Here is a 21,484-nt window from a genome sequence, read left to right as displayed (position 1 = left end):
CTCCTAGTAACCCCACGGCCGGTCCACACCGACCCGTCGTCCCCCACACGTTACCCGCAACAAGAACCCCCGTTCACTTCCAACCCCAGAATCCCGCCCTCACCTGCCACCCAGGAAGCGCGCAGCGGGCGAGAACGCGCTCATGGAGGTTCGCTCTCGGTCGACGTGTGCCCGCACCACCGCATGATGAGCCCGTCCGGTCAGGCGGGCAGGCCGAGTCCCTGGGCGAGGACGGGCCAGGAGGCCTTCAGGGCGTCTTCCCAGTAGCCCCACGAATGGGTGCCGGTGGGTTGGAAGTCGTAGGTGGCGGGGATGCCGAGTTGGTTCAGGCGGGTCTGCAGGTTGTGTGTGCAGTAGTTGGTCGCGGCTTCGAGTGCGCCGCCGACGGCGACCTGATCGGCGAGGCCACCGACGCCGGGCAGGGCGTGCGACCCGTTCAGGGTGTCCCATTGGCCGGGAATGCCGGTGCCGTCGGAGATGAACAGGTCCAGGGCGCGTAGTTGGTCGGCGTGCACGTACGGGTCATTACCGGCCCACATCGGATCACCTTGCGGCCCATACATATTCGTCGAATCACCACCGCCCGCAGCGACCACGGCGTTGACGAAGTCGTAGCCGATGGGGTCGGAAATCTGCGCGCAACTGCTGTAGGCGGCCACCGATTTGTACAGGCCCGGCGCGGCGATCGGCAGTTGCAGTACCGAGGTGCCCGACATCGATAGGCCCGCAATGGCATTGGTACCGTTCGTGCCGAGTCCGCTATTGATGAGCGCAGGCAATTCCTCGGTGAGGAAGGTCTTCCACATGTTCACGCCGAGCTCCGGATCGGGGGCACGCCAGTCGGTGTAGTAGCTCCATTTTCCGCCGACCGGTGTGACCACATTCACATCCTTGTCGTCGAAGAATTGCGCGGCATCGGTCTGCGCCTGCCAGGTCGCCGAATCCTCGCCACCGCCCGCGCCATTGAGTAGATACAGGGTCGGACGCGGGGCAGAGGTGTCGGCGGGGCGCTGCACATGAATCTCGATGTTCTTGCCCATGGCAGCCGAGTACACCTGCAAGGTCAGATTGCGGTTGTCCACGACCGCGACATCGGCGACATACGAGCCGTCGGACGAGCGCGACGAGGTGAGCAGTTCGCCGGACGCGATGACCGGATCGGCGACAGCGGCCGCCGACGCCAGAAAACCACCCGAAGCGGCTGGAAACGCCACCAGAGCTGCCGCTACACCCGCTACCGCCACCATTCGCACTCTCGTTCCAGCCATTCGGCCAAGGTATGGAGAGTTACTGGCAAATAACTGAGAGCAGACTCAGAACAGACTGCGCAGTCGACCGAACAGGGTGCGACCAGGATCACGATCGCGCTCGCTGAACAGGAACTTCAGTTCTTCCTCCAGCTCCTTACGCACTATGTCACGCAATTCCACCGCGGCGGCGTGCTTATCGGTCGCATCGCGCCACGGCGTTGGGTCGATGGGCGCACCGGCGGAGAAGTAGAAGCGCTCGGGACGCGGGATGCCGGTGGGGCCGACGCCGCGGATCAGCGGCGGGGTGAGGTCCCGGTTCAAGCCCAGCGCCTCGACGGCCCAGCGCAGCGGTCGCATGACGGGGTGGTCGCCGTCGAAAACGATGTCGTAGGCGTCGTCGACGCCGATCATCGCCACCGGCACGATCGGCGCACCCGCCTCGATCGCCATATGCGCGAAGCCGGAACGCCCCTCCCACTTGAGGACGTACTTCTCGTTCTTGCGGCGCACCGCTTCTCGACCACCGCCCGGAAATACGATGACGGCCTCGCCGCGGGCCAGCAGTGCCAAGCAGTTGCGACGGTTACCGCGCACCGTACCGAAGTGGTGCAGCAGCTGACGGATGCCGGGCACATTGATGAGCACATTTTCGGCCAGCCCGCGGATCAGCCGACCACGCCTGCGCAGCACCTCGGGCAGCAACAGCGGGGCGTCGATGCCGCCCATCAGATTATGGTTGCCGACCAGCAGCACCGGCCCATGCGCCGGAATGTTCTCCAGACCGTAGAACCGCGGACTCGTCCACGCACGCAACGGCGCGAGCAGGGTGTCGAGCACCCGAATATCGGTGTCGGTGAGCGAAACCGACAGTGGCGCACCGTCACTCAGCGCCGGGCCGGTGAGCGACGAATCACCGGAGTGCCGATCACCCGAATCGGCCGCACCGGAGTGGTCATGCGACATTTAACCCTCCTGATGTCGATTCGATGACGATAGCGCAACGAATTCGCCTGCGTCGCACCGGATGTGCCCAGCATGCGCTACCGACCGGCCGGTCCGCGATCGAATCGTGCTGACTCCGGTGCGCCAGGTAGTCCACAACCGCGATCGGCGACCGCTCGCCAATCCTCGCGGCCCACGATTCAACGGACCGTCGGCACACCATTGCTGTGCGCCCTGTGTCAACGGCATTGCGTCCGACCTGGCCCACTCGATGCAACGCCCGATAACGACGCGACGGTCGATCGAGACCACAGCTCAGTGCGCGACACCATCGGCCTCGGGCGAATCTGCCCCCTCCGGCTCGGACGACCCACCGGCATGCGCAAACGGCGACAGCGCCGCCGCCAGTGCGTGCGGGACGCGGGCGCGCACCCGAGTGCCGCCCTCCTCGTGCTCGGAGGTGGTGATGCGACCGTCCGCATGAATGCGGGCCAGCAGATCGCCACGGGTGTAGGGCAGCAGCACACTGATTTCGACATCGAGACCGCCGAGCACCTCGGCGAGGCGCTCGCGCAGTTCGGTGATGCCGGTGCCCTTCTGCGCCGAGACGTAGGAGGCGTCGGGCAACATCGCGCGCAGCCGAGTGAGCTCGACCGGGTCGACCGCATCGATCTTGTTGACCACCAACAGCTCCGGCGGCGCGGGTGACCCCGATTGCTTGATCACATCGGTGATCACCTCGCGGACCGCCTTGATCTGTTCGGCGGGCAGCGGGTCGGAACCGTCCACGACGTGCAGCAGCAGATCCGCGCCGGTGACCTCCTCCAGAGTGGACCGGAAGGCCTCGACCAACTGGGTCGGCAGATGCCGCACGAATCCGACGGTATCGGTGAAGACGACCTCGCGGCCGTCGTCCAGTTCGGCGCGACGGGTGGTCGGATCCAGGGTCGCGAACAATGCGTCCTGGACAAGCAGGCCCGCCCCGGTCAGTGCGTTCATCAGGCTGGATTTGCCCGCATTGGTGTAGCCGACAATGGCGACCGACGGGATACCGCTGGAGGTGCGACGGGACCGTTTGGTATCGCGTGCGGTCTTCATTTCGCGAATCTCGCGGCGCAGCTTGGCCATTCGCTCGCGAATGCGGCGACGATCGGTTTCGATCTTGGTCTCACCGGGACCACGCAGACCCACACCGCCGCCGTTGCCGCCCGCGCGACCGCCGGCCTGCCGGGACATGGACTCACCCCAACCACGCAATCGCGGCAGCATGTATTCCATCTGGGCCAGCGACACCTGCGCCTTGCCCTCGCTGGAAGTGGCGTGCTGGGCGAAGATGTCCAGAATCAGTGCGGTCCGGTCGATCACCTTGACCTTGACGACCTTCTCCAGCGCGGTCAGCTGCGCCGGAGTCAGTTCACCGTCGCAGATCACGGTATCGGCACCGGTTTCCAGTACCACGGCGCGCAGTTCGTCGGCCTTGCCCGAACCGATGTAGGTGGCCGGATCCGGCTTGTCGCGACGCTGGATCAGTCCTTCGAGCACCTCAGAACCCGCGGTCTCGGCGAGCGCGGCCAGTTCGGCCATGCTCGCCTCGGCCTGCGTGGCGGTGCCCGTGGTCCAGACCCCGACCAGCACGACCCGCTCCAGTCGCAGCTGCCGGTACTCGACCTCGGTGATATCGGTGAGCTCGGTGGACAGACCCGCGACACGCCGCAGCGAGGAGCGCTCGTCGAGCTGCATCTCGCCGACCGTGGGATCGGCGGTCCAACCGGACCGGCGCATCCGCGCGGCGTGCTCGGCGACTACATCGCCGGTGTCTTCCGTCGTGTCCTCGACGGCCTCGACATGGTCATTGTCGTCGTCGGCCGGAGTGAATTCAAAAGTCTTCGATTTCGTCATACATCATCCATGCTGCCACGAGTACTAACCGATGCGCATTCGGTTATCCCTGGATACGGCCGAGGACGGTCATCCTGGCTTTATACAGGCGCGCGGTATCGGCACTCAGCTCCGCGAAAGCGACGACCACCAGTTTTCGGCGATCCGCCCCGTCGCGACCAGCACCGACGGTCCACGCAACCAGGCCACGCCCTCGACGAGGCGGACGGTTACCTCGCCACCGAGCACTCGTACGCGCACCTCGCCGCTATCGGTGGCGATACGGAAACCATTTGCGGCCAAGGCCGCCGCCGCGGCGGCGACGGTTCCGGTTCCGCAGGAACGGGTTTCGCCGACTCCGCGTTCGTAGACGCGCATATCGACCGCACCGTGCTCCAGTCCGGTCAGGATCTCGACATTCACGCCCTGCGGGAACAGGTCCGGGTCGAAGCCGGGTGCGACGGTGAGATCGAGTTTCGCGAGCGCGTCCGCCGACATATTCGCATCGACGCAGGCCAGGTGCGGATTGCCGACGTCGATGCCGATGCCGGGCAGCGCCCAACCACCGATGGTCGCGGTGGAGGAACCGAGCTCACGAACAATGCCCATCCCCACGGTGACCTCGCCATTGGCAGGGCCGCCGGAATGCACCGTGACCGGACGCGCCCCTGCCCGACTGCCGACGACGTATTCTGCACTCGATTCGAGCCCCTTCGCCGCCAGGTAGTGCGCGAAAACCCGCACCCCGTTGCCGCACATCTCGGCGATCGAGCCGTCGGCATTGCGGTAGTCCATGAACCAGTCGGTATCGGTGATGCCCTCGGGAATCTCGGCGAGCACACCCGCGTCCCGCAGTGCCCCCGCGCGCGCCACCCGCAGCACACCGTCCGCACCGAGTCCGCGGCGACGATCGCACAGCGCGGCGACCCGGTCCGGCGTCAGGTCCAGCCGAACTTCCGGATCGGGCAGCACCACGAAGTCGTTCTCGGTGCCGTGGCCCTTGGTGAACTCGATATCCGACACGTCGCGCATTCTCCCTGCTTATCGTCCTCGAACCAACGTACGGCGCTGCCGCGAAATTTCGTACAGCGCGACCGCGGCGGCCGAGGGCGCACCGAGCGAGCTGGCGGTTCCGCCCATCGGGATATAGACCATATCGTCACAGGCCTCCTGCCAGGCCGCGCTCATGCCGCTGCTCTCATTGCCGACGACCAAAATCGTCGCCTCGGCGAAGTCGTAGTCGAAGACGGCATCCGCGCCGTTCTCATCGGTGCCGACAATGCGGGTCGGGATGCCGCGCTGGATCTGCCGGTCCCGGAATTCGAGTACCTGCGCGACTCCGGCCGCCCGGAAGACGGGCACGGCGAACAGCGAACCCGTCGATGCGCGGACCGCCTGCGGATCGTATTGGTCGGCACCGTGACCGGTCACGATGATTGCGCTGGCACCGAACGCGTCGGCGGAGCGGATGAGCGTGCCGAGATTGCCCGGTGAGTTGGGCCGGTCGAAAACCACCACAACAGGTGGCGCGCCGTCGCCGGGTTCGCCGGGTTCGAAGGTGTCGAGCTCGGGTTGCCTGGATATCGCGACGGCCACCAATTCCGGTATACCACTGGACTTTTCGCCGAGTTCGGCCATCAACTCCGGCACCAGGCCGACCTGCTGCACGCCGCTGGTCTCCAGTAATTCGCGTGCCCAACTCGACAGCTCCGGCGCGCCGATGCGGTAGAGCATCGTCTCCAGCGGCCAGTCGTTGGCGATCGCCTGGGTGATCGGGCGCACGCCCTGCACCAGGAAGCGGCCGTCGCGGTGGCGCTTGGTCCGGTTGTTCAGGTACGCCTGCCACACCTGGACCGAGGCATTGCGGGTACTCACACGACGTGTCACTGCGGGATCCGTTCCTTCTCGAGCAGGGACAACGCGGTCGCGACCAGTTCGGGATCGGCGCCGTCCACCCACCGCACCCTGGGATCGCGGCGGAACCACGAGCGCTGCCGCCGGACATAGCGCCGGGTGCCGATCAGGGTACGTTCCTGCGCGTGGTTCAGGTCGTATTCGTTGTCCAGGTACGACAGGACTTGTGCGTAGCCGATCGCCCGGCGCGCCGTAACACCCTCGCGCAGACCCATATCGATCAGTCCGCGCACTTCGTCGACCAGACCGGCCTCGAACATCAGCGCGGTGCGCCGTTCGATGCGCGCGTCGAGTTCGGCGGTATCGCGGTCCACACCGATGATCACGGTGTCCCAGCGCGGTTTTCCGATGACCGGCGCCGAGGCCGCGAACGGGCGGCCGGTGAGTTCGACGACCTCGAGCGCTCGCACCATGCGACGGCCATCGGTCGGCAGGATGGTCGCCGCGGCAGCCGGATCGGCCGCTTTCAATGCCTGGTGTACCGCACCGACGCCGCGCTCGGCGAGCAATGCCTCCCAGCGCGCGCGGACCGTCGGATCGGTGGCCGGAAATTCCCAATCGTCGAGCAGCGCTTGGACATACATCATCGAACCGCCGACGATGATCGGCGTGCGGCCACGCGCCATGGTCTCGCGCACATCCACACTGGCCGCGGCCTGGTAAGCGGCGACGGTAGCGGTTTCGGTCACCTCGAGGACATCGAGTTGGTGGTGCGGGATATCCCGGCGTTCGGTGGGCAGGAGTTTCGCGGTGCCGACATCCATACCGCGATAGAGCTGCATCGCGTCGATATTCACGATTTCGCCGCCGAGTCGTTCGGCGAGGTCGAGACCGAGATCGGATTTGCCGGTGGCGGTGGGGCCGACCACGGCGATCGGCTTTATCACCGATCGCCTCCCGATGCGCTCGGCCGCCAGACGCTCACCTGATATCCGACGCCGAAAGGGGCATCGCTGTACAGGGTTTCGACAGATGGTGCGACCGGATCGGCGACGAACAGTCCGGCGAGCACCTGATAGGCCGCGCGGCCGGACAGCACGAGTTCGGCGCACAAGTCCGGATCCAGGGCGAGCAATCCGGCGGTATCGCCTCCGGCCAGTGCACGGTCCAGTTCGCGCTGCACGTCGGCCGCGCGCTCGTCGAGGTATCCCGGTGCTTTGAGGGTCAGTGTGGCCGCGCCGTCCGCGACGACGAGCACGCCCGCCTGCTCAGGCGAATCGTCCAGGGCGGTACGCAACTGCGCGCCGACCCGGGCGCACCCGTCGGCGGGCGTGTCGGCAGCGACGAGGGTCGTCGCGGCAACCGCATCCGGTGCGACCTGGCCGCGCAACCACCCGGCGATCAGGGCGGGCAGCGGCTGCTGCGGGTCCGCTGCGCCGGGCGTGTGCCGCGATCGCGACAGAGCGTCCGCCGACATCCCGACCTGCACGTCCGCACCGAAACCGCGGAAGGTGCCGACCGTATCCGGTCCGAGGACCTGCGCTGACGCGCCCACACCGACGACGGTCCAGTGCCGAGTCGTCGCGGCCAACGCGCCGACCGCGGTGAGCGCGGCCGCGCGCAACTCCACAGTCGCGTCATCGGAATCCGACCCGGCCGCGTACGCGACAGCGCCGCAGAGCTCGGGCACCAGGATCGGCGGCGACGGGACCAGGGCCGCAATGGAGAACACGCCGTAACCGTAGTCGTTCGCCGAATGCGCGATCCACAGCACCGCCGCGGCGTCCGCAACGTCGGGGTTCGAGTGTCTCTGCCGCAAACTCGGCCGAGATTGATAGTGTTCGAGGTGCTACAACCCAGGTCATCACGGGTTGATTTCCCTGGGAATCATCAGTCGGAGGGCATTGATCGATGGTTTACAGGGCTCGGACCGGGTTCAATGGAGTGAGCTAGGGCGTAACCAGGCAGCCGTGACGCGCGGCAGGGACGAGGAGCAATGAGCGAGAGCAACGGAACGGCGAAAGCGACCCCCGGCAGCACGCCGCGCCCCTCGGACTCTCCGAAGGCCGCCGTGCCTAAACCTTCCGCCGCCCCGAAACCAGCCGCGACCCCCAAGCCGGGCGGGTCGACGGCCCATCCCAAGCCACATGCGGTCAAACCGGCTCCGGGGCAGGCCGCGCAGCAGCATCCGCATCCCCTCGTCGTCCCGACCGCCAGCGATCCTAGTGTGTGGGGTCGCGTCGATGACGACGGCACCGCGTGGGTGAAGACCGCCGAGGGCGAGCGCGTCGTCGGATCCTGGCAGGCCGGTGACGCCACCGAGGGCCTAGCGCATTTCGGCCGTCGGTTCGACGATCTGGCCACCGAGGTGGCGCTGCTCGAGGCGCGACTGGCCGCCGGGGCGGATGCCCGCAAGACCAAGGCAGCCGCGGTCGCCATCGCCGAATCGCTGCCCACCGCGGCGGTCATCGGCGATGTCGACGGGCTGGCGCGACGACTGCAGGCCATTACCGAACACTCCGAAGAGGCGGCCGCGCACGCCAAGGAGGAGAAGGAAAAGGCCAGGCACGAGCACACCGAGCGCAAGGAAGCGCTGTGCGCCGAGGCCGAGAAGATCGCCACCGAATCCACGCAGTGGAAGGCCGCGGGCGATCGACTGCGCGAAATCCTGGACGAATGGAAGTCCATCCGCGGCGTGGACCGCAAGGTCGACGACGCACTGTGGAAGCGCTACTCCAAGGCACGCGAGGCGTTCAACCGCCGCCGCGGTGCACACTTCGCCGAACTCGATCGCGAACGCGCGGCCGCGAAGTCGCGCAAGGAAGAGCTCTGCGTGCGCGCCGAGGAACTGTCCGGCTCCACCGACTGGGTCGGCACGGCCGGTGTGTTCCGCGATCTGCTCGCTGAATGGAAGGCGGCGGGCCGGGCACCACGCGAGGCCGACGAGGCCCTCTGGCGGCGTTTCAAGAGCGCCCAGGACGTCTTCTTCGCCGCACGCAATGCCGCGGTCTCCGAGCGCGACGCCGAATTCGAGCACAACGCCGCAGCCAAGGAAGAATTGCTGCACGCCTACGAACACATCGATCCGGCCACCGGTCTGGACACCGCCCGCGCCGCGCTGCGCGAACTTCAGGACAAATGGGACGCGATCGGCAAGGTCCCGCGCGAACGCATCCAGGAACTAGAAGGCAAACTCCGCACCATCGAAAAGCGCGTCCGCGATGCGGTCGACGCCCAATGGCGCCGCACCGATCCGGAGGCCATGGCCCGCGCCGCCCAATTCCGTGAGCGCGTCGCTCAATTCGAGGAGCAAGCCGCCAAGGCAACCGCCGCAGGCAATAAGCGCGATGCGGAGAAGGCGCTCGAGCAGGCCAAGCAGTGGCGCGAGTGGGCCGAGGCCGCAGAGGGCGCGGTCAGCAACCGCTGATCCGATAGCGCCGGGCGCTGGTGCGAAACGGATCGGTCGGGGTTTCACTTGTGCTGCGAGACCGCATTACCGCGCTGTAGTCGTCATGAAATCTGGTAGGGGACAGCCGTTTCGGCGAGAGACATGCCGTGTCCGGTCGGACGGATGGGCGGTGGCAGGACACCGTCGGCGACCACAGGGACGCCCTCGACCAGGATCGGTTCCAGGCGGGCGTGGTCGACGAACCATTCGAGGTGTCGCAGGTTGGGCACCGCTGCGGTGATCGGTGCGTGCAACGCCGGTGCGCAGTGTGCCGAGACATCCAAGCCGTGGGCGGCGGCGAGGGCGGCGCATTCGAGGAATCCGCTGTAGCCGCCGCATCGGGTGACGTCGAGCTGCAGGCAATCCACGGCGCCGACGAGTTGCGCGGCGTCGTAGCGGCTGTAGACGTATTCACCGGCGGCCACATCGCAGCGCACCGCGTCGCGCACTCGCCGCAGCCCGGCTGGGTCGTCGCTGGTGACCGGTTCCTCGAACCAGATCACACCGAGCCGGTCGAGTTCGGCGCCGACACGCCGCGCCTGTCCGACCCTGTACCCGCCGTTGGCGTCGACCATCAGGCGACCGGTCCCGCCGAGTAGGTCGGTGGCCTTCTCTACACGTGCGAGATCGCGGTCGGTCGCGCCGCCCCGGTCCTGACCGATCTTGATCTTCACGACAGAGCAGCCCGCCGCGAGCCAATCCGCTATCTGCTCGGCGAGTTCGCCGTCGGTGAGATTGGTGAAGCCGCCCGACCCGTACACCGGGGTCGCCGGCCGCGCTGAACCGAAGAGCTTCGACAGCGGTACTCGCAACAGCCTGGCCTTTAGATCCCACAGCGCGATGTCGACCGCGCTCAACGCATGAGCCACTACGGCTGTGGTGCCGATATTGCGGCAAGCGCGTTGCAGGGCCGCGCGGCAGCCGGGAATGTCGAGCGGTGAGCATCCCCGCAGAACGGGCGCCAGATCGTGCGTGATGACCGTGGCAGCCGCGGGGCTGCTATAGGTCCAGCCGAGCCCGTGTTCGCCCCCCGCTGTCAGGTCGACCGCGACTGCCGTGGTGGCGTCCCAGGTCAGAGTGCCGTCCGCCTCGGGCTCGGGTGTCGGGAACTTGTAGGCGGCGACCGTCACCGGGTCCTCGATCCGCACATCCGCGGCGATCATGTGAGGCCGCCGGTGGTGGCGCCTGAGAGCAGTTCGGCGGCGGGGCGTGGTCGGGCGGCGGGGACGAGGTGGCGAATCTGGATGCGGCGGCTCGCGTAATTCGCCATGGCCACGTGCAGCGGTGCCGTGGCAGGCCGCGCGGTAGTTCCGCGGAGTGGAGCGGGTACGCCGTCACGGGCCGACAGCCACAGCCTCACCAACCGTCCAGCGGCGACGAGGCCGGACTGGGTTGCGTAGCGGGCGGCGTTGAGCGCGCCGACGAGGTCGGGCAGGTTCCGATGCTCGGTCGGCGCGTGCAACATCCTCGCCCTGGTGGCACCCAGAATATCCGTATCCCACACGACGAATGCTGTCATTGCCTCGGGAGTACCCGGGCGGTCCTAGCTCTGAACCGCGCCCGTACCAGGCGCCCGGCCTGCCATTCGGCCGGTTCGGCTCATTCGGCTCATTCCGAGGAACATCGAGCCCAGGCCGAGCAGTACCGCGACCGCGCCGGCGACTACGTTGCTCCAGATCGTTGATGCGGTATCGACGTTCCCGCTCACCACCCAGGGAGCGACGATCGTCCATACACCGATCAGTGGAGCGGCCCAGACGATCCCGTGGGTTCGGCCGTACACCGAAGCGAATCCGACGGCCAGCATAGCCAGGGCGATCCCGACGATGAGGTTGTTCCCTGTCAAGGTCGTGAACCCGTTGAATCCGACAACCCAGGGCGAGATAGCGATATAGAGCCCGGTCAGGAACATCAGGCCGGCGACCGCTTGGGCGGCTGGCGCCTCCGAGGCGAGCTCATATTTCTCATGCTTGGCCCGCAACTCCAGGATGTCGGGATGCCGGCTCATGCTCATGGCCTCACTGGTCATGTCCTCCACCACCTTCAGACGCAGTGTGTGAATAGAGACTGTCGAGCGGAGACGGCCCACAGCCCTGACCGCCCGGCCCACGCAGCGTTATGTGATAATATCACGACATGATATATGAGTCCATGTCGGTGGCTGATCACCTCAGCGACGAGGAGTATTCGAGGCTGCTGACGTTCCGGGCCGGGCTCCGCCGCTTCCTGCATTGGAGCGAACGACGGGCAGCCGACGTGGGACTCACTGCCACCCAGCATCAACTGCTGCTGGCAATTCGAGGACATTCCGATCCAGCGGGCCCCAGCATCGGAGAAATCGCTGAGTATTTGTGCACCCGGCACCACAGTGTGGTGCAACTCATCGATCGCACGGAGCAACTCGGCCTCGTCGCGCGCAATCGGGAGGAGGGCAAGGACCGCCGCGTCGTCCGTCTCGCACTGACCGAAGCGGGTCGAGAAATCCTCGCACGACTCAGCGCGACCCATCTGGAAGAACTTCGGCGACTGACCCCGCTCGTCGACGCGCTGGTCGACCCCACCGCCATGCCAGCCTCGGAGGTAGCCTGTCCGGTTCGGTCGTAGTCTCGGCGCCCTGTTGAGGTCGAACGAACAGGGGCCTATCCGCCCATGATCGACCGTCACTGCCCGCCACCCAGCGGGTGTCTTCCCAATTCCAGCAGCATGGATCCGGCTCACGCTGTCGCGCAGCCGCGGTGCCGATCAGAGACCCGCGGAATATGGTCGATCGCCAAATGCCCCTTCGCACTTCGGTTTCGGCGACGTCGTCGCGAAAAGTGCGGGCTCAGGGGTAGGTCCGGAATCGGGTGCGCCGGGGGTCAGGAGTCGCCGGTGAGGCGGCGGCGGTCGCGTTCCTCGGCGGCGGCTGCGGCGGTGCGGCGCTGCTCCTCCGCGGCGAGTTGCAGCGCGGTGCGGCTCCAGACGACGCGGATCCAGTGGAAGGTCAGCACGATGATGGCGATGACGCCGAGGATGAGGCCGACACCGGGGCCTGCGCCGTGGTAGTTACCGAGGCCTGGTGTCTGGCGGTGCCAGATCGAGAAGACGCCGAACACGCTGCCGATCGCGGAACCGGCGACCGCGACCCAGGCGAGCACCCAGCGACGGGTCATCAGAGCGAGCAGCGAGAAGCCGATGCCGAAGACGACGGCGAACCAGACGAAGATCCGCGACGGCAGACCGATGTGCTCGGCACGTGCGGCATCGGTACCGAGCAACACATCGAACCCGCGCGCGCCGCCCGCATGCGACAGCACGAGTGAAAACAGCAGCAGGAAAACGGCACCGGCGACCACCATCGCGCGCACCCCCGGATCTATCTCCCCCGCAATGCGCCGCTCGACGGCATCGAGATCGTCCTTGAACTGCTCGAAGCCATTACTGCTCTCGACCGAGTTCACTGCGCCCTCGTCTCCTTCGGCTGATCCCTGCTCGGCTGCCATACCCGCATCCACTGTGCCATCACCGCCCTCTTCCCCCGCAACCACCCCACTACGTTCGGTAGTACTTGCCTCTCCTGCCCCCGAATCCGGTTCAGGCGCACTGCCGACAGACGCATCGGATGCACGACCGGACTCGAGATCCGCCCCCTCGGCAGCACGCACCGGACGATCCCCTTCGGCACCAGTCGAATACGACTCGGACGACGCTCCAGACGCACCGGGTGTGAGACCCGCTCCCCCAGCACGCGTCAGGTCATCGTCACCCGGCCGAGTGTTCATGCGCCGCAGCCGGTTGAGCAGCCAGAGGCGACCGGCTCGGTGCTGGGGGTGCCGATGCGTGGAAGGCCGAGGCCGACCCCGATGGGGTCGGTTTTGGGTGTGATGCCACGTTCGTGGGCGTCCCCGGCACGGGTGCGGCGGTGGGTTTTGATGGTCGCGTCAGCGATCAGATGGTGCGGGGCCGCATCGGTGATGTCGACGGTGATGATGTCGCCGGGGCGGATCTTTTCCGCAGCGCCTTCGGGACGGAAGTGCACGAGTCGGCCGTCGCGGGCGCGGCCGCTCATTCGGGCGGTCGCCGCGTTTTTCTTGCCAGCACCCTCGGCGACCAGCAATTCGACCTCGGTGCCGATGAGCGCCTTGTTCGCGTCGAGGGAGATCTCCTCCTGCAGCGCGATCAGCCGTTCGTAGCGCTCCTGCACTACCGCCTTCGGCAACTGATCGGGCATATCCGCGGCAGGTGTGCCGGGACGCTTGGAGTATTGGAAGGTGTAGGCGCTGGTGAACCGAGCCTGTCGGACCACATCCAAAGTCTCCTGGAAATCCTCCTCGGTCTCGCCGGGGAAGCCGACGATGATGTCGGTAGTGATCGCGGCATGCGGCATCGCGGCCCGCACCTTCTCGATGATGCCGAGGTAGCGCGCCTTGCGGTAGGACCGGCGCATCGCCTTCAGCACCCGATCCGAACCGGACTGCAGCGGCATATGCAGCTGCGGGCAGACATTCGACGTCTCGGCCATCGCCTCGATCACGTCATCGGTGAATTCGGCCGGATGCGGCGAGGTGAAGCGCACCCGCTCCAGCCCATCGATGCGCCCGGCAGCGCGCAGCAGTTTCGCGAAGGCACCGCGATCGCGCGCCTCATCGGGATCGGCGAAGGACGCACCGTAGGAGTTGACGTTCTGCCCGAGTAGCGTGACTTCCAGCACGCCCTGATCGACCAGCGCCTGCACCTCGGCGAGCACATCTCCCGGACGGCGGTCGACCTCCTTGCCGCGCAGCGACGGCACGATGCAGAACGTGCAGGTGTTATTGCAACCGACCGAGATCGAAACCCAACCGGCATAAGCGGATTCACGCTTGGCGGGCAGGCTCGACGGAAACGCCTCCAGCGATTCCAGAATCTCCACCTGCGCCTCGGCATTGTGCCGCGCACGTTCCAGCAACACCGGCAACGAGCCGATGTTGTGCGTGCCGAACACCACGTCCACCCAGGGCGCCTTGCGCACGACGGTGTCGCGGTCCTTCTGCGCCAGGCAGCCGCCGACGGCGATCTGCATGCCCGGCCGGTCGGCCTTGATCGGGGCCAGGTGGCCGAGGGTGCCGTAGAGCTTGTTGTCGGCGTTCTCGCGCACCGCGCAGGTATTGAAGACGACGAGATCGGCCGTCGCACCCGGCGCGGCCTTCACATAACCCGCACCCTCGAGCAGGCCCGACAAGCGTTCGGAATCGTGCACGTTCATCTGGCAGCCGAAGGTGCGGACCTCGTAACTGCGTGCGCCGTCCGCGGCCGCAGGGGCGGGAGACAGCACTGCCTGTCCGATCGAATCCACTCGTCCAGGGTACGGGGGTGCGCAACGCGGGTTTTCAGCGCATCGGCGCTGGCTCCAGGCCCAGGCCGAGGCGCATCAGTAGGGTTACGGCGCTGTGTCGTATCGGCGCGGCGTCACGGTGTGTCGCCGAAACCCGGGCAAATCGCCGTTTTCCGCTTAAGGTCTTGGACCATGACCGACGACGCCACCACGCCCGACACAATCGGGTTGGCCAAAACCGGGGCAGCTAGTTCTGATGAGGGCAGTACCGCCACAAGCGCGCCGATGATTTCGATGCGCGATGTGCAAAAGCACTTCGGTGACCTGCATGTACTGCGCGATATCAACCTCGAAGTCCCCAAGGGGCAGGTTGTTATCGTTCTGGGCCCCTCGGGGTCCGGGAAGTCGACGCTGTGCCGCACCATCAACCGACTCGAGCCGATCGACTCCGGCGATATCGCCATCGACGGGGTGCCACTGCCCGCCGAGGGCCGCGCGCTTGCCGCACTGCGCGCCGATGTCGGCATGGTGTTCCAATCATTCAACCTCTTCGCGCACAAGACGATCGTCGAGAACGTGATGCTCGCGCCGCTGAAGGTTCGCAAGGTGAAAAAGGAGAACGCCCGCAAGCGCGCGATGGAGTTGCTCGAGCGCGTCGGGATCGCCAATCAGGCCGATAAGTATCCGGCGCAACTGTCCGGCGGCCAGCAGCAGCGCGTCGCGATCGCCCGTGCGCTGGCGATGAGCCCGAAGGTGATGCTGTTCGACGAGCCGACTTCGGCGCTGGATCCGGAGATGGTCAACGAGGTGCTCGACGTCATGGTGTCGTTGGCCAAGGAGGGGATGACGATGCTGGTCGTCACCCACGAGATGGGCTTCGCGCGCAAGGCGGGTAATCGGGTGCTGTTCATGGCGGACGGGTCGATCGTCGAGGACGACACACCCGAGGTGTTCTTCACCGCGCCGAAGTCCGACCGTGCCAAGGATTTCCTCGGCAAGATTCTGAGCCACTGAACCGAGTAATCACCGCAACCGTAAGACCTCGGCCACCGAAATCACCAGAGGGAGAAGGAACACGATGAGGATCAACCGTTCGCTTCGACTCGGCATCGGGGCGATCGCCCTGACGCTGGCCGCAACAACCGCCGCCTGTGGCGGTGGTAGCGACAAATCCGCACTCGACAACGCCAAGGACGGAAAGCTCACCGTCGGAATCAAATTCGACCAGCCGGGCCTCGGCCTGCGCAATAAGGACGGCTCCTACAGCGGCTTCGACGTCGAGGTCGCCAAATACGTCGCGGGCAAGCTCGGTGTGAAACCGGAGAACATTACGTTCAAGGAGTCCCCGTCCGGTCAGCGCGAGACGCTGATCGAGAACGGTCAGGTCGACTACATCGTCGCCACCTACTCGATCAACGACGCACGTAAGCAGAAGGTCGACTTCGCCGGGCCGTATTACGTTGCGGGCCAGTCGCTTTTGGTGAAGGCCGACAACAACAGCATCAATGGTCCCGATGATCTGAAGGGTAAGAAGGTCTGCTCGGTGAAGGGCTCCACCCCGGCCCAGAACATCGAGAAGAACTACCCGGCCACGCAGCTGCAGACCAACGACACCTACTCGCTGTGCCTCGAGGGCCTGCAGGCCGGTTCGTACGACGCGGTGACCACCGACGACATCATCCTGGCCGGTTACGCCGCACAGAGCACGGGCACGTTCAAGGTCGTCGGCAAGCCGTTCACCACGGAGAACTACGGCATCGGCCTGAAGAAGGGCGATAAAGAGCTGCGCGACAAGGTCAATGACGCGATCGAGGCGATGATCGCCGACGGGTCGTGGAAGAAGGCGTTCGATTCCACGGTCGGCGCCTCCGGCTACCAGGCGCCCACGCCCCCGACGGTGAACCGGTACTGAGATTCGTGATCGGGTGGCCCGCGCGGGCCACCCGGTCACTTCGCTACGAGCAACCTGTACATCGCGCGCGGAAGGACGATCTCCGGCCGCCGCACAATCCGATCGGAGGGACGCGACCACTGTGTTCGACCTGATCTCGAGGTATGACGTCCTCGGCGCCTTCTGGGTGACCATCAAACTGACCGCGTCGTCGGCGGTTCTGGCCCTGATCCTGGGCACATTCGTCGCCGCGATGCGCGTGTCCCCCGTGCCGGTCGCCCGTTTTCTCGGCGCCGCCTACGTCACCATCTTCCGCAATACCCCGCTGACGCTGATCATCGTGTTCAGCTCACTCGGCCTCTACTCCACCATGGGCTGGAAGCTCGCGCCTGAGGGTCCGAACTCGCTGGCGCAGAACAACTTCCGTTACGCGGTACTCGGACTCAGCATCTACACAGCGGCATTCGTGTGCGAGTCGTTGCGCTCGGGTATCAACACCGTGCCGATGGGTCAGTCCGAGGCGGGCCGCTCTTTGGGCTTCACCTTTACGCAGAATCTGCGAATCGTGGTGCTGCCGCAGGCATTCCGCTCGGTTATCGCCCCGCTGGGCAGCGTGCTGATCGCGCTCACCAAGAACTCCACGATCGCCTCGGCGATCGGCGTCGCCGAGGCCGCGACCCTGATGGCCAAGATGAACGAGAACGAGGCCGCGCTGATCACCATCGGTTTCATCTTCGCACTCGGCTTCGTGATCCTGACCCTGCCGACCGGTCTGCTGTTCGGCTGGCTGGCCAAACGATTCGAGGTGGCCCGGTGAGTGGAGCTTCGGTTCTTTTCGATGCGCCGGGGCCCCGCGCGCGCATTCGAAACCAAATCTATTCCGTCATCGCGATTGTCGCGGTGCTGGCACTCGGGTGGGTGTTCTATCGCGGCTTCGCCGATAAGGGACAATTCACCGCCGAGAAGTGGAAGCCGTTCATCGAGGCGGACGTCTGGAAGACCTATCTGCTGCCCGGTCTGCGCGGCACCCTGGTCGCGGCGCTGCTTTCGATCGTGTTCGCGCTGGTGATCGGCATGGTCTTCGGCATCCTGCGCCTGTCGGAGCACCGGGTGGTGCGCTGGGTGGCCGGCACGATCGTCGAGGTGGCCCGGGCCATTCCGGTGCTGATCCTGATGATCTTCCTGTTCTACGTCTTCTCCGACTACAAGGTGTTCAAGGTCGATCAGCTCGCCCTGTGGGCCGTGGTGATCGCGTTGACTGTCTACAACGGTTCGGTCATCGCCGAAATCGTGCGGGCGGGCATCAAATCGCTGCCGAAGGGACAGACCGAGGCCGCGGTGGCGCTGGGTCTGCGCAAGGGACAGCTGATGCGGTTGATCCTGTTGCCGCAGGCGATTACCGCCATGCTGCCCGCCTTGATCTCGCAGATGGTTGTGGCGCTGAAGGATTCGGCGCTCGGTTACCAGATCACCTACCTCGAGATCGTGCGTCAGGGCTCGCAGCTCGGTGCTGCCGAACGCAATACGGTGCCCGCACTGATGGTCGTCGCAGTAGTGATGATTCTGCTCAACAGCACGTTGACGATCGTGGCCAACAAACTGGAGCAGCGTTTGCGCTCGCGCAAGCGGACCAAGGGCGCGGCCGTCGTGGCGGCCGACTCGATTCTCGCCGATGCGACTCCGGGGATGGATATCACGCAGAAGCCGTGAGTCCGTGGCCTGACGGGTCTGAGCGCGCACTTTCGCCCGAATCCAGCAGAGATCGCCAGATTTCGCGGGAACGTGCACGCTCAGACTCATTCGGGCTGACTCGGCTTTCGCAGACGCAGTATCGGGGGCGTGCGGCTGATACCAAGCGCCTGCAGATTCCAGTGTGCAGCGGTTGGGTTATCGTCGCGTCGATCGGGTGAGTGGCGCGCAATCGGTCGCGGTAATCAGAACGAGAGCACTGGTGGCGCGGAGGCTTTCACCCCCTTTGGGACCGCCGCACACCCGGTATGCGGGGCTGTGCGGCGTCACAGGGGGTTGCGGGAGCCCAGCGTATGCGCGGGGGGCCGTCGATCAGGTGGTCGGTGATCAGGATGAGGGCACGGTGCTGCGGAATTCTTCGGTTTCGGAGCGCGGGGCAGCGGTGAAAGTTTCGGCGGGCATTGCGGATTCGGGAGGGTAGGTGGCCGCGGCTACGGCGGTGGCTGCACGGACGAAGGCCGCTACCGCGGGTGAGTGGCAATTTTGCGGCCAGGCTATCGCGAGGGCCGTTGGTCGGAGGTCGGTGACAGGGCGGTAGGCGATCCCGGGGCGTGGGTGACGGCGAGCGACCGAGGAGGGCGGGAACCAGATGATGTTGCCGAGTTCGACCAGGTTGAACAGCTGCGCCAGATCCAGGACCGGGCGCGGGGGTTCTGGAGGCGGGGCGAGGCCGTCGCGGTCGGCGGGAGTTCCGTCGGGGAGCGTTCGACCGGCCAGGTCGGCAAGGCACAGAGTTGTCCGGGCGGCGAGCGGATCGGATGCGGCCAGCGCGACCAAGCGGGGTTCGGTGAGCAGCGGTTCGACGTCCAGACCCCGGTCGTGGAACGGGGTGGCCAGGAGGGCGACATCTGCGCGGCCCTGACGAAGGGCCGGGACCTGCTCGCCCCGACCGCCCAACATCAACTCCACCGGAACTGCCGCGTCCTCGAGGTGATATGTCTCGAAGATCCGCGGCAGGAGTCCGGCATCGTAGTCAGCTTTGAGCGCGAGCCGTAGCCCCGGCGCGGGCTTGCCGACGTGGCGGGCGCGCTGAGCAGCCGCCGCAACGGCATCGAGTGCGGTCCGCGCGTCGCGGAGCAGGGTCTCGCCGGGCGCGGTGAGCACGACGTGTCGGGTGGTGCGCTCGAAAAGTTGAACGCCCAGTTGACGTTCCAGTTCCCGGATCGCCCTGGACAGGGGTGGTTGCGCCATCCCCAGTCGCTCGGCCGCCCGTCCGAAGTGCAGTTCCTCCGCGACGGCCACGAAGTATCGGAGTTGCCGAACCTCCAGATCACTCATATCCCCACGGTATCAACGCTTATCGAATCGGTCCTTCAGGTTCGGTGCCGCGCCGACTTGACTGGCCAGTGCCAAATCACTCGAGCAGAGGTCGTCATGATCGTTGTTACTACCCCTACCGGCGCCATCGGCCGTCAGGTCCTCCCCCATCTCCTCGACCGCGGCGCACCGGTCCGCGTTATCGCGCGTGATCCAGCACGCCTGCCCGCGCACATCCGCGAGCACGTCGAAGTCGTAACGGGATCGCATAGCGATATCGATGTCGTCACCCCGGCGTTCGCCGACGCCGACGCCGTGTTCTGGTTGCTGCCCCCGGTCCATCGCGGCGCGAGCGTCGAAGCCGCGGTTCTGGACTTCACACGGCCCGCGTGCGAGGCATTCAAGAGTCAGGGTGTCGAGCGAGTGGTCGGAGTCTCATCCATCGGTCGCGGGTCAGCGGTGGTCGGGAACGCCGGACTGGTCACGGCGTCGCTGGCCATGGACGATCTGATTGCGCGTACCGGCGTGAGCTACCGAGCGCTGGCGATGCCCTCGTTCATGGATAATCTGCTTCGCCAAGTCGAAGTAATCAAGGCTGAGGGTATATTCTTCGCACCGCTTTCCCCCGATTTGAAACGCCCCACCTGCGCGACCCGCGATATCGCCGCCGTCGCCGCCGAACTGCTGCTCGACGACTCGTGGAGCGGATACGACAGCGTCCCTGTACTCGGCCCAGAAGACCTGTCCAACAGCGACATGGCGCGAATCATGTCCGAAGTGCTGGGCCGCCCGATCCGGTTCCAACAAGTCTCCGGCGAAGCCTACAAAGCCACAATGCTCGAATCCGGCATGTCCGAGGCCATGGCCCAGGGCATGTACGACATGCTGGAGGCAAAGGAAAACGGCCTCGACAACGCCGAACCCCGCACCCCTCAATCCACAACCCCCACCACCTTCCGCCAATGGTGCGAGGAAGTTCTCGCCCCCGCCCTTCAGCTCTAACCATTGGAGCCAGTCCGCAGCCCAACCCCTGTTCACCACGCACACGCCCGGTCGCACGTGTGCCTAGAGCAAGAGCCATGTGGGCGACCAAGGCCTCACGCAGGCGGGGCGGGCTGCCAGAGCTCAGTCGGGGTCCGGCGTGTCGAACTGGGCCTGTGCGAGTTCAGCTTTCACGACGGTGAAGGCGGTGGATTGGTTGTAGCCGCGACGGGCGAGCATGGAGACGAGGCGGCGGATTGTTTTGTCGCGGTCCAGGTTTGTGGGCATGGTGCGTAGTTTGCGTCGGACCAGTTCGGTGGCGCGTTGTTCCTCGTCGTCGGGGGTGATGGCGTCAAGGGCGGAGGCGGCGTCGGACTGGGATACGCCCTTGCGGCGAAGTTCTTGGGCGAGAGCTTGTTTGCCCTTGCCGGAGAAGGTGTGACGCGAGTGGACCCACTGTTCGGCGAAGGCTGCGTCGTCGATCAGGCCGACCTCGGTGAAGCGGTCCAGGGCGCGTTCGGTGATCTCGGACGTAAAGCCCTTGGCCGCGAGACGCTGCGCTAGTTCGGCACGGCTGCGGGCGCGGACGGCGAGCAGGCGAAGACACGCCTCCTTTGCCTGCTCGACCGTCCCGCCTTGGGGGCTGCGCTCCGAACGAGACCGCGGATCATCCTCGCTTACACGGGGAACAACGGCACCTGTTCGTCGCGCATCCTCCTCGGATCCGGCCGCCACCGGATCCGCCCATCGGCCTTCAGATTTCTGGAAGTCAGCCGAGTGGGAGTCGTTGCGCCGGAACTCGTTCCGGCGCCCGCGACCGCGCCGGGACCCAGTCGAGGGGGGGCGGCGGGGGGGGGGGGGGGGCGGCCGGGGGGGGCGGGTTGTCGGAGGGGCCCCCACCCCCGCCCCCCGCCCCCCGCCCCCCCCCCCCCCGCCCCCCC

At 66.2% G+C, this 21,484-nt stretch carries 21 protein-coding genes; 7 read left to right on the top strand and 14 right to left on the bottom strand.

What is annotated here, in order from left to right; all coding sequences use genetic code 11:
* Positions 1 to 200: 200 nt before the first annotated feature.
* The 7 genes from AB0J47_RS27110 to AB0J47_RS27080 all read right to left on the bottom strand — a co-directional run bounded on the left by AB0J47_RS27110 (position 201) and on the right by AB0J47_RS27080 (position 7,656).
* Positions 201 to 1,268 carry an alpha/beta hydrolase family protein gene (locus tag AB0J47_RS27110; RefSeq protein ID WP_364351734.1) on the bottom strand — a complete coding sequence of 356 codons (1,068 nt, stop codon included), beginning with the start codon at positions 1,266 to 1,268 and terminating at the stop codon, positions 201 to 203.
* A 45-nt stretch (positions 1,269 to 1,313) separates the two neighbouring features.
* Entirely contained in the window at positions 1,314 to 2,213 is a 900-nt protein-coding gene (locus AB0J47_RS27105) for a lysophospholipid acyltransferase family protein (protein WP_364351731.1), read from the bottom strand.
* Between the two features lie 294 nt (positions 2,214 to 2,507).
* On the bottom strand, positions 2,508 to 3,974 hold the full coding sequence (gene hflX, locus AB0J47_RS27100; RefSeq protein ID WP_364352053.1) for a GTPase HflX: 1,467 nt from the start codon (positions 3,972 to 3,974) through the stop codon (positions 2,508 to 2,510).
* Between the two features lie 222 nt (positions 3,975 to 4,196).
* Positions 4,197 to 5,084, bottom strand: a complete 888-nt coding sequence (dapF, locus tag AB0J47_RS27095; RefSeq protein ID WP_364352050.1) for a diaminopimelate epimerase — start codon at positions 5,082 to 5,084, stop codon at positions 4,197 to 4,199.
* A 27-nt stretch (positions 5,085 to 5,111) separates the two neighbouring features.
* The gene (locus AB0J47_RS27090; RefSeq protein ID WP_364351728.1) at positions 5,112 to 5,957 is read right to left on the bottom strand and encodes a TrmH family RNA methyltransferase; all 846 of its coding nucleotides are present in this window, start codon (positions 5,955 to 5,957) and stop codon (positions 5,112 to 5,114) included.
* Entirely contained in the window at positions 5,954 to 6,871 is a 918-nt protein-coding gene (gene miaA / locus AB0J47_RS27085) for a tRNA (adenosine(37)-N6)-dimethylallyltransferase MiaA (protein ID WP_364351725.1), read from the bottom strand. Before miaA ends, AB0J47_RS27090 begins: the two co-directional genes overlap by 4 nt.
* Positions 6,868 to 7,656 carry a hypothetical protein gene (locus tag AB0J47_RS27080; RefSeq protein ID WP_364352047.1) on the bottom strand — a complete coding sequence of 263 codons (789 nt, stop codon included), beginning with the start codon at positions 7,654 to 7,656 and terminating at the stop codon, positions 6,868 to 6,870. The genes miaA and AB0J47_RS27080 overlap by 4 nt, the downstream gene beginning before the upstream one ends.
* Positions 7,657 to 7,920: 264 nt before the next feature.
* Here AB0J47_RS27080 and AB0J47_RS27075 point away from each other — a divergent pair, with 264 nt between their 5' ends.
* Entirely contained in the window at positions 7,921 to 9,351 is a 1,431-nt protein-coding gene (locus AB0J47_RS27075) for a DUF349 domain-containing protein (protein ID WP_364351722.1), read from the top strand.
* Positions 9,352 to 9,434: 83 nt separating this feature from the next.
* Here the strand turns inward: AB0J47_RS27075 and AB0J47_RS27070 are convergent, their stop codons facing one another.
* From AB0J47_RS27070 to AB0J47_RS27060, 3 genes are read right to left on the bottom strand one after another with little or no spacing between them, the layout of a single operon-like run.
* Positions 9,435 to 10,535: an enolase C-terminal domain-like protein gene (locus AB0J47_RS27070; RefSeq protein ID WP_364351719.1), complete on the bottom strand. Its 1,101-nt coding sequence runs from the start codon at positions 10,533 to 10,535 to the stop codon at positions 9,435 to 9,437.
* On the bottom strand, positions 10,532 to 10,891 hold the full coding sequence (locus tag AB0J47_RS27065; protein WP_364351716.1) for a hypothetical protein: 360 nt from the start codon (positions 10,889 to 10,891) through the stop codon (positions 10,532 to 10,534). The genes AB0J47_RS27070 and AB0J47_RS27065 overlap by 4 nt, the downstream gene beginning before the upstream one ends.
* Before the next feature lie 24 nt (positions 10,892 to 10,915).
* Positions 10,916 to 11,401: an SPW repeat protein gene (locus AB0J47_RS27060; protein WP_364351713.1), complete on the bottom strand. Its 486-nt coding sequence runs from the start codon at positions 11,399 to 11,401 to the stop codon at positions 10,916 to 10,918.
* Positions 11,402 to 11,508: 107 nt separating this feature from the next.
* On the opposite strand from AB0J47_RS27060, the gene AB0J47_RS27055 reads away from it, so the two are divergent.
* Complete coding sequence (locus AB0J47_RS27055) at positions 11,509 to 11,976, top strand: MarR family transcriptional regulator (RefSeq protein WP_364351710.1); 468 nt, start codon at positions 11,509 to 11,511, stop codon at positions 11,974 to 11,976.
* 254 nt (positions 11,977 to 12,230) lie between these two features.
* Here AB0J47_RS27055 and AB0J47_RS27050 read toward each other — a convergent pair whose 3' ends face one another.
* Positions 12,231 to 12,854 carry a hypothetical protein gene (locus AB0J47_RS27050; protein WP_364352044.1) on the bottom strand — a complete coding sequence of 208 codons (624 nt, stop codon included), beginning with the start codon at positions 12,852 to 12,854 and terminating at the stop codon, positions 12,231 to 12,233.
* Positions 12,855 to 13,129: 275 nt separating this feature from the next.
* Positions 13,130 to 14,686: a tRNA (N6-isopentenyl adenosine(37)-C2)-methylthiotransferase MiaB gene (gene miaB, locus AB0J47_RS27045; RefSeq protein ID WP_364351707.1), complete on the bottom strand. Its 1,557-nt coding sequence runs from the start codon at positions 14,684 to 14,686 to the stop codon at positions 13,130 to 13,132.
* Positions 14,687 to 14,950: 264 nt separating this feature from the next.
* On the opposite strand from miaB, the gene gluA reads away from it, so the two are divergent.
* The 4 genes from gluA (at position 14,951) to AB0J47_RS27025 (ending at position 18,266) form a co-directional block, all read left to right on the top strand.
* Complete coding sequence (gluA, locus tag AB0J47_RS27040) at positions 14,951 to 15,679, top strand: glutamate ABC transporter ATP-binding protein GluA (RefSeq protein ID WP_364352041.1); 729 nt, start codon at positions 14,951 to 14,953, stop codon at positions 15,677 to 15,679.
* Positions 15,680 to 15,743: 64 nt separating this feature from the next.
* Complete coding sequence (locus tag AB0J47_RS27035; protein ID WP_364351704.1) at positions 15,744 to 16,577, top strand: glutamate ABC transporter substrate-binding protein; 834 nt, start codon at positions 15,744 to 15,746, stop codon at positions 16,575 to 16,577.
* Positions 16,578 to 16,698: 121 nt separating this feature from the next.
* Positions 16,699 to 17,373 (top strand): amino acid ABC transporter permease, encoded by a 675-nt coding sequence (locus AB0J47_RS27030; RefSeq protein ID WP_364351701.1) that lies wholly within the window; start codon positions 16,699 to 16,701, stop codon positions 17,371 to 17,373.
* Positions 17,370 to 18,266, top strand: a complete 897-nt coding sequence (locus AB0J47_RS27025; protein WP_364351698.1) for an amino acid ABC transporter permease — start codon at positions 17,370 to 17,372, stop codon at positions 18,264 to 18,266. The genes AB0J47_RS27030 and AB0J47_RS27025 overlap by 4 nt, the downstream gene beginning before the upstream one ends.
* A gap of 366 nt (positions 18,267 to 18,632) precedes the next feature.
* On the opposite strand, the gene AB0J47_RS27020 is transcribed toward AB0J47_RS27025, so the two are convergent.
* Positions 18,633 to 19,583 carry a LysR family transcriptional regulator gene (locus AB0J47_RS27020; protein ID WP_364351695.1) on the bottom strand — a complete coding sequence of 317 codons (951 nt, stop codon included), beginning with the start codon at positions 19,581 to 19,583 and terminating at the stop codon, positions 18,633 to 18,635.
* A gap of 96 nt (positions 19,584 to 19,679) precedes the next feature.
* On the opposite strand from AB0J47_RS27020, the gene AB0J47_RS27015 reads away from it, so the two are divergent.
* Positions 19,680 to 20,564: an NAD(P)H-binding protein gene (locus tag AB0J47_RS27015; protein ID WP_364351692.1), complete on the top strand. Its 885-nt coding sequence runs from the start codon at positions 19,680 to 19,682 to the stop codon at positions 20,562 to 20,564.
* 123 nt (positions 20,565 to 20,687) lie between these two features.
* Here AB0J47_RS27015 and recX read toward each other — a convergent pair whose 3' ends face one another.
* Positions 20,688 to 21,278, bottom strand: a complete 591-nt coding sequence (recX, locus tag AB0J47_RS27010) for a recombination regulator RecX (protein ID WP_364351689.1) — start codon at positions 21,276 to 21,278, stop codon at positions 20,688 to 20,690.
* Positions 21,279 to 21,484 lie beyond the last annotated feature (206 nt).

This window comes from Nocardia sp. NPDC049737 (genome assembly GCF_040674755.1).
In the GTDB taxonomy this organism is placed as follows: domain Bacteria; phylum Actinomycetota; class Actinomycetes; order Mycobacteriales; family Mycobacteriaceae; genus Nocardia.
The sequence above is the reverse complement of the archived record's forward strand: the minus strand, read 5'-3'. Positions and strand labels throughout refer to the sequence as shown.